This window comes from Aeribacillus sp. FSL K6-8394, from assembly GCF_038008865.1.
Lineage (GTDB): Bacteria > Bacillota > Bacilli > Bacillales > Aeribacillaceae > Aeribacillus > Aeribacillus composti.
Genome location: NZ_JBBPAA010000001.1, coordinates 2,004,923 through 2,017,500, shown reverse-complemented (window position 1 = coordinate 2,017,500; position 12,578 = coordinate 2,004,923). Strand labels below are relative to the sequence as shown.

9 protein-coding genes and 16 tRNA genes are annotated in these 12,578 nt (G+C 39.7%); 23 read left to right on the top strand and 2 right to left on the bottom strand.

Going from position 1 to position 12,578, the window contains the following annotated elements:
* Positions 1–72 precede the first annotated feature (72 nt).
* The 16 genes from NSR00_RS09605 (at position 73) to NSR00_RS09530 (ending at position 1,567) form a co-directional block, all read left to right on the top strand.
* Positions 73–147 (top strand) — tRNA-Asn (locus tag NSR00_RS09605).
* A 3-nt stretch (positions 148–150) separates the two neighbouring features.
* A tRNA-Ser gene (locus NSR00_RS09600) sits at positions 151–242 on the top strand.
* 13 nt (positions 243–255) lie between these two features.
* Positions 256–330, top strand: a tRNA-Glu gene (locus NSR00_RS09595).
* Position 331: 1 nt separating this feature from the next.
* Positions 332–407 (top strand) — tRNA-Val (locus NSR00_RS09590).
* A 108-nt stretch (positions 408–515) separates the two neighbouring features.
* A tRNA-Met gene (locus tag NSR00_RS09585) sits at positions 516–592 on the top strand.
* A 2-nt stretch (positions 593–594) separates the two neighbouring features.
* Positions 595–670: transfer RNA gene (locus NSR00_RS09580), tRNA-Asp, on the top strand.
* A gap of 5 nt (positions 671–675) precedes the next feature.
* A tRNA-Phe gene (locus NSR00_RS09575) sits at positions 676–751 on the top strand.
* A gap of 16 nt (positions 752–767) precedes the next feature.
* Positions 768–840: transfer RNA gene (locus NSR00_RS09570), tRNA-Thr, on the top strand.
* A gap of 12 nt (positions 841–852) precedes the next feature.
* A tRNA-Tyr gene (locus tag NSR00_RS09565) sits at positions 853–937 on the top strand.
* A gap of 4 nt (positions 938–941) precedes the next feature.
* A tRNA-Trp gene (locus NSR00_RS09560) sits at positions 942–1,015 on the top strand.
* 11 nt (positions 1,016–1,026) lie between these two features.
* Positions 1,027–1,102 (top strand) — tRNA-His (locus NSR00_RS09555).
* 12 nt (positions 1,103–1,114) lie between these two features.
* Positions 1,115–1,189: transfer RNA gene (locus NSR00_RS09550), tRNA-Gln, on the top strand.
* A gap of 16 nt (positions 1,190–1,205) precedes the next feature.
* Positions 1,206–1,280, top strand: a tRNA-Gly gene (locus NSR00_RS09545).
* Positions 1,281–1,285: 5 nt separating this feature from the next.
* Positions 1,286–1,359 (top strand) — tRNA-Cys (locus NSR00_RS09540).
* Between the two features lie 9 nt (positions 1,360–1,368).
* Positions 1,369–1,457: transfer RNA gene (locus NSR00_RS09535), tRNA-Leu, on the top strand.
* Positions 1,458–1,483: 26 nt separating this feature from the next.
* A tRNA-Leu gene (locus NSR00_RS09530) sits at positions 1,484–1,567 on the top strand.
* A gap of 517 nt (positions 1,568–2,084) precedes the next feature.
* On the opposite strand, the gene NSR00_RS09525 is transcribed toward NSR00_RS09530, so the two are convergent.
* On the bottom strand, positions 2,085–3,755 hold the full coding sequence (locus tag NSR00_RS09525; RefSeq protein WP_340788338.1) for a glycerol-3-phosphate dehydrogenase/oxidase: 1,671 nt from the start codon (positions 3,753–3,755) through the stop codon (positions 2,085–2,087).
* A 396-nt stretch (positions 3,756–4,151) separates the two neighbouring features.
* Positions 4,152–4,712 (bottom strand): glycerol-3-phosphate responsive antiterminator, encoded by a 561-nt coding sequence (locus NSR00_RS09520; RefSeq protein ID WP_063387204.1) that lies wholly within the window; start codon positions 4,710–4,712, stop codon positions 4,152–4,154.
* Between the two features lie 368 nt (positions 4,713–5,080).
* On the opposite strand from NSR00_RS09520, the gene NSR00_RS09515 reads away from it, so the two are divergent.
* The 7 genes from NSR00_RS09515 to glpK all read left to right on the top strand — a co-directional run bounded on the left by NSR00_RS09515 (position 5,081) and on the right by glpK (position 12,246).
* Positions 5,081–7,126 (top strand): sigma 54-interacting transcriptional regulator, encoded by a 2,046-nt coding sequence (locus NSR00_RS09515; protein ID WP_066250993.1) that lies wholly within the window; start codon positions 5,081–5,083, stop codon positions 7,124–7,126.
* 115 nt (positions 7,127–7,241) lie between these two features.
* Positions 7,242–8,237, top strand: coding sequence for a dihydroxyacetone kinase subunit DhaK (dhaK, locus tag NSR00_RS09510; RefSeq protein ID WP_117017387.1), 996 nt, complete (start codon positions 7,242–7,244; stop codon positions 8,235–8,237).
* Positions 8,238–8,291: 54 nt separating this feature from the next.
* A complete protein-coding gene (gene dhaL / locus NSR00_RS09505; RefSeq protein ID WP_117017386.1) occupies positions 8,292–8,921 on the top strand; it encodes a dihydroxyacetone kinase subunit DhaL in 630 nt (209 codons plus the stop codon).
* Positions 8,918–9,310, top strand: a complete 393-nt coding sequence (dhaM, locus tag NSR00_RS09500; RefSeq protein ID WP_063387208.1) for a dihydroxyacetone kinase phosphoryl donor subunit DhaM — start codon at positions 8,918–8,920, stop codon at positions 9,308–9,310. Before dhaL ends, dhaM begins: the two co-directional genes overlap by 4 nt.
* Positions 9,311–9,334: 24 nt before the next feature.
* A complete protein-coding gene (locus NSR00_RS09495) occupies positions 9,335–9,598 on the top strand; it encodes an HPr family phosphocarrier protein (protein ID WP_066250986.1) in 264 nt (87 codons plus the stop codon).
* A gap of 294 nt (positions 9,599–9,892) precedes the next feature.
* On the top strand, positions 9,893–10,720 hold the full coding sequence (locus NSR00_RS09490; RefSeq protein WP_340788333.1) for an MIP/aquaporin family protein: 828 nt from the start codon (positions 9,893–9,895) through the stop codon (positions 10,718–10,720).
* Positions 10,721–10,755: 35 nt separating this feature from the next.
* Complete coding sequence (gene glpK / locus NSR00_RS09485; protein WP_311066448.1) at positions 10,756–12,246, top strand: glycerol kinase GlpK; 1,491 nt, start codon at positions 10,756–10,758, stop codon at positions 12,244–12,246.
* Positions 12,247–12,578 lie beyond the last annotated feature (332 nt).

Genomic DNA, 12,578 nt, shown 5'->3' with positions numbered 1-12,578 from the left:
TTCAATTTGATTCAGCCTATAGAAAATGAGGCATTCTACATAATAGTAATATCAGCTAGTCTTCTTTTACATTCCGCAGTAGCTCAGTGGTAGAGCATTCGGCTGTTAACCGAACGGTCGCAGGTTCGAATCCTGCCTGCGGAGCCATTTGGAGAGCTGTCCGAGTGGTCGAAGGAGCACGATTGGAAATCGTGTAGACGGTCAACGCCGTCTCAAGGGTTCGAATCCCTTGCTCTCCGCCAGAATGAAATTTTTGGCCCGTTGGTCAAGTGGTTAAGACACCGCCCTTTCACGGCGGTAACACGGGTTCGAATCCCGTACGGGTCACCATGGAGGATTAGCTCAGCTGGGAGAGCACTTGCCTTACAAGCAAGGGGTCGGCGGTTCGATCCCGTCATCCTCCACCATGTACATAGTAAATAAAATGAATATTAATGAATTTCGGCGCTAGGGCCACAGCATGTTATGATATGTATACATAATTTTTGTGTGAAGAGTGTTTATTGTTTTATCGGCGCGGGGTGGAGCAGTCCGGTAGCTCGTCGGGCTCATAACCCGAAGGTCGCAGGTTCAAATCCTGCCCCCGCAACCAATGGTCCCGTAGTGTAGCGGTTAACATGCCTGCCTGTCACGCAGGAGATCGCGGGTTCGATTCCCGTCGGGACCGCCATAAAAGGCTCGGTAGCTCAGTCGGTAGAGCAAAGGACTGAAAATCCTTGTGTCGGCGGTTCGATTCCGTCCCGAGCCACCATTATATGTATACATATGCCGGTGTAGCTCAATTGGTAGAGCAACTGACTTGTAATCAGTAGGTTGGGGGTTCGATTCCTCTCGCCGGCATTTTTTACAATCGGAGGGGTAGCGAAGTGGCTAAACGCGGCGGACTGTAAATCCGCTCCCTTAGGGTTCGGCGGTTCGAATCCGTCCCCCTCCACCATGATAGGGGCATAGTTTAACGGTAGAACAGAGGTCTCCAAAACCTCCGGTGTGGGTTCGATTCCTACTGCCCCTGCCATTTATAAGATGGCGACTGTGGCGAAGTGGTTAACGCACCAGATTGTGGCTCTGGCATTCGTGGGTTCGATTCCCATCAGTCGCCCCATATTAATATCATTGGGCTATAGCCAAGCGGTAAGGCAACGGACTTTGACTCCGTGATGCGCTGGTTCGAATCCAGCTAGCCCAGCCACCTTTTAAATTTAAGTGCGGAAGTAGTTCAGTGGTAGAACACCACCTTGCCAAGGTGGGGGTCGCGGGTTCGAATCCCGTCTTCCGCTCCAATAATGGCGGCATAGCCAAGTGGTAAGGCAGAGGTCTGCAAAACCTTTATCCCCGGTTCGAATCCGGGTGCCGCCTCCATTATTACAAGCCGGGGTGGCGGAATTGGCAGACGCACAGGACTTAAAATCCTGCGGTAGGTGACTACCGTACCGGTTCAAGTCCGGTCCTCGGCACCAGTGAGGAATTGCATCAATATCATTACGCCGATGTGGCGGAACTGGCAGACGCGCACGACTCAAAATCGTGTTCCCTTGCGGGAGTGTGGGTTCGACTCCCACCATCGGCATCATACATTGATTTATCAACCTTTCTCGTATAAAACGAGAATTTTTTTATGCCTACATTTTTAAAAAATCAAGCGTAAAATTTTTAAATCTGTAAATTTAAGGCACGAACAAAAAATTTTTTCGTGCTTTTTATATTGGCTCTATACTAAATGTTGGGGTAAAGAATTTCATTAAAATTAGGTTCTATGTCAATTGTTGGGGTGCACTGGATGTGAAATGCTTGATACAACTGTTATAAGTTAGACCTTGCATTACTTTGCGATATCCACTTCTTAAAAACTTTTTACATAATAAGCTTTCTTTAATATGATTTTTTGTATTTACGAATTTAAGAAATAACTGGTGCAAAGTTAAACACCACCATTATCGAAAAAAATCCCCTCATAAGTAAACAGTAAATTGATGAATATTTACTGTCTCCTTATAGGGGGATGCTGTCAAAATTCGGCTACTTTTTCCTTTTCGTTCAAATAACCGGATAATAAAAGCCTTTGCTGTCATTATATATTTTGTCTATTATTGTTTTTCATCAACAGGCGTGACGGCGTCGTGCAGATATGTTTCTAATTCTTTGCGATAACGGTTTTGCTCCTCTTCTGTCCACTCCAAGTTTTTCGCCATATATTGAATAACGGATTCCTCCCATTGGTGAACTGAATGAATTTCAAAAAATAACGATCCCGTTCTCCGGATAAAGAAGTCCTCCGGTTTTACGACCATCTCTTCTTCCAAACCATATTGAAGCTGGGCTAAAACATCAATCGGTAATTGAAACTCATCTCTTACTTTCTTTAAATCAACTGCCAGTTCAAACACCCGGTCTACATTCGTTCCATATAATCGGACCAATCTTTCCGATTGTTTTCTGCTAAATCCCAATTTTTCTCCCTGTTCAACTTTTTTAGTTACGAACGATTCAAAATTTGTTGAACCTCCGAAATTTCCTCCGGAAATCGGCAGGTTTTTCGTTCTGCAAGGGGAAAATGCTTCGTTTTCTTCCTCTTTTAATAATTTGGCAACAAGATCAACGATCGTTTCTGCCATTTTACGGTATCCTGTTAATTTTCCGCCGGCAATGGTAATAATACCTGAATCAGACGTCCAAATTTCATCTTTGCGTGATATTTCAGAAGGACTTTTTCCTTCTTCATGGATTAATGGTCTGAGCCCGGCCCAGCTTGATTCAATATCTTCCACGGTGATATGGACCGTTGGGAACATATAATTAATGGCCTTAATAAGATAATCTCGATCTTCAACAGTCATTTTAGGATGTGCAATATCCCCATCATAGAAAGTATCTGTTGTGCCAACGTAAGTTTTTCCATCACGCGGAATGGCAAACACCATTCGTCCATCAGGTGTATCAAAATAGATCGCTTGTTTTAATGGGAATCGGCTTTGGTCAAAAACAAGGTGAATTCCTTTTGACAAAATCAAATGTTTTCCTTTTAAAGAGTGATCTTTTTCCCGTAACGTATCGACCCAAGGGCCTGTTGCATTTATAATTTTCTTTGCGAACACTTGATATGATTCTCCTGTTAATTGATCAACAACTTTTACACCTACGGCTTTGCCTTGTTCATAAATAAATTCGTCTACCTTTGCATAGTTAATCGCTTTTGCACCGAATTCGACTGCCTTTTTCATAACTTCAATCGTCAAGCGGGCATCGTCAGTTCGATATTCGACATAATATCCTCCGCCTAATAATCCATCTTGCTTTAATAAAGGTTCTTTATCAATAGTTTGCTTCGCATTCAACATCGTTCTTCGTTCGCTTTTCTTCACGTCAGCAAGGTAATCGTAAATTTTCAGTCCAATGGATGTGCTCCATTTACCGAATGTTCCTCCTTTATAAATCGGAAGAAGCATCCATTCAGGTGTAGTTACATGCGGGCCATTTTCATAGACGATCGCGCGTTCTTTCCCAACTTCAGCGACTAACTTCACTTCCAGCTGTTTTAAATAACGGAGGCCTCCGTGCACAAGCTTCGTGGAACGGCTTGAGGTTCCTGCGGCAAAATCCTGCATCTCAAATAAAACTGTTTTCATTCCACGTGTTGTTGCATCAAGTGCAATTCCTGCACCTGTAATACCACCGCCAATAATGATGACATCAAACTGTTTTCCATCGACGTCTTTTAATATTTCTTGTCTTTGATAAGCAAATACATTTTTGTTCATTTGTTATTCCTCCTGTGATCCGTCAAAAGTCCTAAAAAAAGAGACCACATACACACTACGCTTCTTCTACAGACGTAATGCTATGTGGTCTCTCCTTGTCTCCAACCGAATATTAACTTTGAATGTATTATAGCATATTCTTCATCTTCTGAAAATTCTTTTGTATGCGAATTTAAAATTCAAAGCTTTTCCCCATAATGAACTTTTCTTTATTCAGTTGATGAAGAATCAGTGTTTGAAAACGCTATTGACACCATCGCACAAGCCATTTTTTTCATTCAATTGATGAAGATGGCTTGCGTCTTTCATGTCTTCTACAGCGTTTCTGAAACTGAATGTCTAAAACTGCCGCCAAAACCTAAAGCATCGAAAAATTGGGTAGGCATTCAAAATAAATTATGACTGTTCAAATTCTTTCCATAATTGCTTATTGGATGTTGTCACGGCTGCAGCACCAGCTTGTAAAGCATTGTTGACATCGTCAATACTGCGGATAAATCCACCAGCAAAGATCGGGATTTGAATTCGTTGATGAATTTCAGCAATAATGTTCGGCATGGCGCCAGGTAAAACCTCAATCACATCGGGTTTTGTTTTTTCTAATAAGGAATAGCTTTTTTCTAAAGCGTTTGAGTCAATGAGAAAAACTCGTTGAATGGCCAATACGCCTTTTTGTTTCGCTTTCAAAACGACACTTGCTTTTGTCGAAAGCAGTCCATAGGGCTTGAAGGACTGGCATAAATATTCGGTTGCGTATTCATCATTTTTAAGACCATGTATTAAATCAACATGCAATAACAAGTTTTTACAATGCTGCTTAGAAATATTGACGATATTTTTCAACTGGGCAATATGGACATCTAATAACACACCATATGCATAGGAACTCTGAAGAAAAATTTCAAAATCCTTCATATTGCGAATCGCTGGAATAATTTTTTGATCTTTATATTCCATTGTTCGTTCCACCTTTTTTATTATTGGCAAAAAATCAGTGTGAATTCAGCTTTCAAACTTAATTGAAACAGAGAAGAGGTCTTTGCTTCAAGTCTCTAGAAAAAAAGAAATCCACAACAAAACACCCCTTCATCCAAACGACTAAAGGGAATTGATGTGGATCTCCTTCTCTCCGCTACAATTTATTAACTTATTAATATTGTACCATAAACAAAAGCGCTGTCAAAGCAATGAGAACATCCACGCATGATCGTTTACAGGGTGAAAAAAATTTTTTAATCGTGAGATTCATAACTACTATCTATTTCAAAAAAATTTCCAGTAATCCTGTTAACAAGTATATTAAAATGGAAAAAGGAGGGGATTTCATGTTCATTAAATTAACAGTTTACAAAAAGAACGGTCTTCATGTCCGGATGGCAGCAGCTTTTATTTCGCTGCTTCAAAATCTCATACAAAATAAAGAGATATTAAAAAAGACGTACGTTCTCTATCAGGATAAAAAAGTTCAAGTGAATAATCTATTATCTTTAGTGTCCTTAAAGATTGGACAAGGAGAGGAATTTATCCTGCATTTTGAAGAAAAAATAGACGATCAAATCGTCCAGCAGATAAAAGATTTTTTTGAACAAACGGATCTTGAAGATTCCCAGCAAGCAGAAACAGATCGACTTCTCATGGAAAATTCCATTACCCTTCATGAGGCCATATCTGCTTTACCGAATGGAATCGTCGTTGTGAATAGCGACAATATCATCACTTATGTCAATGCAGCTGCAGCAAAACTTTTGGAAAAAGATCCTCATGAGCTTATCAATCAACGCGCTGACGAAGTGATTCCCCATTCAAGATTGCATGAAGTACTGAAGACAGGAAAAATGGAATTATCCAAAAAGCAAGAAATCAACCATCATACATTGTTAACAACCCGTTCGCCAATTATTTTTAATGGAAAAACGATTGGGGCTGTTGCTATTTTTCAAGATATATCTACCATTGAGAAAATCAGTAAAGAATTGAATGAAGTAAAAGAGCTGCAGCAGCGACTAAATCTTGTTTTAAAATCTGTCTCAGATTTAATCGGATTAACAGATAAAAATGGAAATTTTATATACAAAAATGATGAAATGGATGTTTTGTTAAAAAAATTAAACAGTGTCCCAAACATTCAATCAATAATCGGGCAACATGAATGGGAAAATATTAAAAGCACTCAAAATCAGATTATGAAACTAATTCAAGTAAACCAACAATCTAGTTATATTACAAAAATAAATCCTATTTTCGTTGACGATGAATTTCGCGGAACAGTTGCCACCATGACTCCATTCGATGATATTAAAAAGCTCCTCGAAAAAATTGATCTAATGGAGCAAAGAACGAAATATTTGGAAATGGAGCTGTCCAAACATCAAGGATTTGATGAAGCATTTCATAAGATCATAGGAAACAGTGAGACATTAAAAGATTCCTTAACAATCGCCGCAAAGGTTGCAAAAACAAATTCGACAGTGATTATTACAGGAGAAAGCGGAACAGGGAAAGAACTTGTTGCTAAGGCCATTCATGAAGCAAGCGACAGAAAGAATAACCTATTTATTCGAGTGAATTGTGCAGCCATCCCTCCTCAATTAATGGAGAGCGAATTATTTGGTTATGAAAAGGGAGCCTTTACAGGAGCGTATAAAACACATCGAGGAAAATTTGAACTCGCTAATAAAGGTACGATTTTTTTAGATGAAATCGGTGATTTAAGTTTGGATTTACAAGCAAAAATTTTACGTGTACTGCAGGAAAGGGAAGTGGAAAGAATTGGCGGATATGCGCCCATTCAGCTTGATGTTAGGGTAATTGCCGCGACTCACCGTGATCTCAAAAAAATGGTAGATGAGGGCAGTTTTCGCGAGGATCTTTATTATCGGTTGAATGTTGTACCAATTCATCTGCCGCCTTTAAGGGCAAGAAAAGAAGATATTCCGCTTTTGGTGGAGGCGTTTCGAAAACAATTGAATGCTAGATTGGGAAAAAATATCAAAGGGTATGAAAAAGGATTTATGGAAGCATTGTGCAGTTACCATTGGCCAGGAAATATTAGAGAATTACAAAATGTAATTGAACGGTTATTTAATCTCGCAGATGAAGAAATTTTGCGATGCAAGGATTTACCTTACTACATCTCGAACCCTCAATGTCAAGAAAATAAAAAAATAATGCAGAAACAGAGTATCAATTTTGGCAACGAAGTGCTGACCTTCAAAGAATATGAAAAACAAATTTTTTCGTTTGCTTGTCAATATTACCCAAGCTATAACCAATTAGCGAAAGCGCTTGGGATCACTCATAAAACGGCAGCTAAAAAAATAAGAGAATATGGATTGGAGCATTTAGTTGGGAAAAAGTATCAAATGGATTGATATTTTTTCCCAATGAACTCGCCATAAAAATATGAAAACGCATCCGTAAAGCGCTTTCGTTGTTGGCATCATTTTTGCATTAATAAAAAGTGCAAAGTTAAGAGGAGGTATGTCTATGAAAAAATTAATCAATGATCCTAATCAAGTAGTTGAAGACATGTTAGCAGGGATGGTGGCGGCTCATTCTAATCGAATGAAGAGATTGCCAAATACAAACGTAATCGTAAGAAAAGATGCACCTATTCAAGGAAAAGTTGGCTTGGTTAGCGGTGGAGGAAGCGGTCATGAGCCTTCACATGCTGGTTATGTAGGTAAAGGCATGCTAGACGGAGCGGTATGTGGAGAAGTGTTCACTTCCCCAACCCCAGATCAAATTTTTGAGGCGATTCAAGCGGTTGATAGCGGAAATGGGGTGTTATTGATTATTAAAAATTACACTGGCGACATTATGAATTTTGAAATGGCTGCCGAAATGGCTGAAGCAGAAGGAATCAACGTAGCAAAAGTGGTTGTGAATGATGATGTAGCTGTGGAGGATAGTACATATACGACAGGCCGGCGGGGAATAGCAGGTACGGTTTTTGTTCATAAAATTGCCGGTGCATTAGCGGAAAAGGGTGCAACGCTAAAAGAAGTAGAAGCAGTAGCTAAGAAAGTTGTGGAAAATGTGCGGTCAATGGGAATGGCCTTAACTCCATGCACTGTTCCAGCAGCAGGAAAACCTGGCTTCGAGCTCGGAGAAAATGAAATCGAAATTGGAATGGGGATTCACGGAGAACCTGGCATTGAAAAAACACAAATCCAGCCAGCGGATGAAATCGCACAAATACTTCTTGAAAAAATTTTAGATGACTTAAAACTTGAGGAAAACGACAAGGTTGCGGTCATGATTAACGGTCTAGGTGCAACACCATTAATGGAATTATATATTATGAACAAAAAAGTCTCTGAGGTCCTAAAGGATAAGAACATTTATATACATGAAACGTTTGTTGGCGAATTTATGACATCGCTTGAAATGGCTGGCTGCTCTATTTCGTTATTAAAATTAGACGATCAACTCATTGAGTTGTTAGACGCACAAGCGGATACAATCGCATTCAAAAAATAGCAATCTCGCTTTCTTGCAGTCTGTCTATAGAAGGAATATGAGGAGAGATGATCAATGACATTTGACGTTGAACAGGCTAAAAAATGGATCATAACTTTTAACGATAAAATTCAGGAAAATAAGGAGTATTTAACGGAGCTGGATCAAGCAATTGGCGATGGAGACCATGGATTAAATATGGCACGAGGATTTCAGGAAACCGTCAAGAAAATTACAGAAGGCAAATATGATGATCTTGGTTCTTTGTTTAAAGATGTTGGTATGACTTTAATTGCTAAAGTAGGCGGAGCTTCAGGTCCGTTATATGGAACAGCTTTCATGAAAGCTTCTCTTGCTTTAAAGGGTAAAAAAGAAGTTGATATAAAGGCTTTAGTTGAGGCATTAGCAGCATCATTGGATGGGTTAAAAGTTAGGGGAAAGGCACAAGTAGGAGATAAAACGATGATCGATGTTTGGGAGCCAGTCATTGAGTATATGAAAAATCGTGAAACGATTCATTCTAAAGAGCTTACTGATTTATCTAAAGAGAAGATGGACGACACAAAAGAGCTTGAGGCAAAGAAAGGCCGTGCGGCTTATTTAGGAAAGCGTTCTATTGGTCATATTGATCCTGGGGCAGCTTCATCGTATTTATTGTTTGCTTCCTTAGCTGAATTGCTCGAAGAAGGAGAGGTGGCCCAATGAAATATGTAAGTCTTGTCTTAATTTCACACAGCTATGAAATTGTAAGCGGCCTAAAAAAGCTTCTGAATCAAGTTCAACCTGAAGTATCTGTAGCCATCGCTGGAGGGGTTGAAGGAGATATCGGAACAAATGCATTAGACATTAAGGAAGCAATTGAATCAGTCTATTCTGAGAAAGGCGTTGTCGTTTTGTTTGATTTAGGGAGTGCACTCATTAATGCTGAAATGGCTATTGAGATGCTAGAGAACAATGAAAACATTATAATAGCCGATGCTCCTCTCGTAGAAGGAGCTTATGCAGCGGTCGTTGAGGCTGGTTTGGGAAGCTCGATTGAAGAGGTCGTTCGAGCTGGCGAGAGTGCAAAGGAACTTGTCAAAATCAATGACTAGCGAGAAAAATTAGGAGTGAACTCAATGATCGAAAAAGAGATTACAGTGACCATTGAAAATGGTCTGCATGCCAGACCAGCAGCAGATTTTGTGAAAAAAGTAAACCAGTATAAAAGCAAGGTTGAGTTAATGATCGGCGACAGAAGGATTAACGCGAAAAGTATTCTTCAGCTTATGAGCGTTGCCATAATGGAGGGACAGACGATCAAAGTGATGACTGATGGAGAAGATGAGAAAGACGCATTAGCGTTTATTGATTTTTTTCTCCAATCAGGTAAAGAATCGTAATCAAGCCTTTGCTTTTGAATTGTTGCAAAATTCATATTAGGTTCATGGGTCCCATTTCCTTTAACTTACTTCAAAACAAATAATATCATAATTCAAAAAAAGTGATTGACAACGCTTTCTTTTTGTAATAATCTGAAATCAAGTTAATATTTGTGATGGAGAAATGGAGATCCACAGTAATTCCCTGTATGCAGCCTGCATACTAAGGGGGAATTTGCTGCGGATCTTTTTTATTGACCAAAATTGTAGTCTTTTCGCAAGAGAAAAAAATATATGAAAAAGGAGGAAACTTTGATGTCTGCATTTTTAGGTGAGCTAATTGGCACCATGATTTTGATTGTTTTTGGGGGTGGAGTTGTCGGCGGTGTTGTACTTAAAAAATCAAAAGCTGAAAATTCAGGCTGGATTGTTATTACGATGGGATGGGGTCTTGCCGTAGCGATGGCGGCATATGCTGTAGGTCAATTTAGCGGAGCCCATCTTAATCCGGCTGTAACCATCGGATTAGCTGCAATCGGTTCTTTCCCATGGAGTGATGTACCGACCTATATTATTGCCCAAATGATTGGCGCATTTATCGGTGCTGTGATCGTTTATTTGCACTATTTGCCCCACTGGAAAGCAACCGATGACCAAGGTGCAAAATTAGCCGTATTCTCAACAGATCCTGCAATCAAAAATCCTGCAGCGAATCTTTTAAGTGAAGTCATTGGTACATTCATTTTGTTGCTTGGATTGTTGGCACTTGGAGCGAATAAATTTGCAGAAGGAATGAACCCGTTCATCGTTGGATTTCTCATCGTTGCAATAGGTCTCTCCTTAGGCGGAACTACGGGTTACGCCATCAATCCTGCCCGTGATTTAGGTCCGAGAATTGCTCATTTTATTCTGCCGATTCCAGGTAAAGGAAGCTCTAACTGGGGTTATGCTTGGATTCCTGTTGTAGGGCCGATTATTGGGGGAACGTATGGAGCGTTATTTTATAAATGGGCTTTTGAAGGAGTCAGTACCTCTGCTTTTTGGATTTTCACAATTGTTGTAGCAGTTATCGTTGTGGCAGCGCTAGTAAGCAATAAAGAACAAAGCTTGAATGTCTATAAGAAAACGAAAGCAACACTTTAAGTTTATAATTTTAATAAAAAAATGAGGTGAAGAAAATGGAAACATATGTTTTAGCTCTAGACCAAGGAACGACAAGTTCACGTGCGATCATTTTTAATAAAAAAGGGGAAATCGTTCATATTTCACAAAAAGAATTTGCGCAATATTTTCCTAAACCAGGCTGGGTAGAGCATAATGCCAATGAAATTTGGGGTTCCATCTTATCCGTCATCGCCACTTCCTTGTCTGAGTCAGGAATAAAACCTGAGCAAATTGCAGGCATCGGAATTACGAACCAACGCGAAACAACGGTTGTTTGGGATAAAAACACAGGTCAGCCGGTATATAATGCCATTGTTTGGCAATCACGGCAAACGGTAGATATTTGTGAGGAGTTAAAGGCGAAGGGATTAAATGATACATTTCGTGAAAAGACAGGTCTGTTAATTGATGCATACTTTTCAGGAACAAAAGTCAAATGGATATTAGATCATGTTGAAGGGGCTAGAGAAAAAGCGGAAAGAGGAGAGCTTTTATTCGGAACAATTGATACTTGGTTAATTTGGAAGCTCTCGGGTGGAAAGGCGCATGTGACGGATTATTCAAATGCTTCAAGAACATTAATGTTCAATATTCATGAGCTGAAATGGGATGATGAACTGTTAGAAATTTTAACTGTGCCTAAATCCATGCTTCCGGAAGTACGTCCATCTTCAGAAATTTATGCACATACAGTTCCGTATCATTTCTTTGGGCAAGAAGTTCCGATTTCTGGAGCGGCTGGGGATCAGCAAGCAGCACTATTCGGTCAGGCTTGTTTTGAAGAAGGCATGGCGAAAAATACGTACGGTACGGGCTGCTTTATGCTTATGAACACGGGCGAAAAAGCTGTTGCTTCTAACCACGGACTATTAACAACGATTGCTTGGGGATTAAACGGAAAAGTGGAATATGCTTTAGAAGGAAGTATTTTTGTTGCAGGATCTGCCATTCAATGGTTAAGAGATGGACTTCGTATGTTAAAAAATGCTGCTGATAGCGAACAATATGCAGAACGTGTAGAATCCACAGACGGTGTATATGTAGTACCGGCGTTTGTCGGGCTAGGAACACCGTATTGGGACAGCGATGTTAGAGGAGCTATATTTGGTTTGACACGGGGAACGCAAAAAGAACACTTTGTTCGTGCAACTTTAGAGTCCCTTGCCTATCAAACAAAAGATGTGCTGACTGCTATGGAAGCGGATTCGGGTATTTCCTTGAAAACCTTGCGTGTAGATGGCGGGGCAGTAAAAAATAATTTTCTAATGCAATTCCAGAGCGATTTGTTAGGTGTCCCTGTTGAACGTCCTGTTGTCAATGAAACTACTGCTCTTGGAGCGGCTTATTTAGCCGGCTTGGCAGTAGGATATTGGAAAGATCAATCAGAGATCGCGACACAATGGAACATTGACCGTACATTCGAACCATCTATGAATGAAGAAAAACGTAACAAATTATATGAAGGCTGGCAAAAAGCTGTAAAAGCTGCGATGGCTTTTAAATAAGGTTCTATGTCAATTGTTGGAGTGCACTTGATATGAAGTGCACTTTTTTTATGTATGGAAGGTAGATCAGTGAGCATTATTCCTTATTTCTGAGACGATCAAAGTTGCGGAAAAACCATAAAAAATTTTTTCTCGGTATAAGTTATTCATCTCAAAGTGTATTCAGCTTACTCTAACTTACGGATATAATTTTATATGAAGTATAGTATAGTATAGTTATTCTAAATTCTTTAGTATACTTCAATGAAAAAGGAATCCAAAGTTAGGATAGACAAGCGAGAATCTTCCCCTTTTTAAAGGGGAGATGAATCGCTTTTTTTATATTTTATAAA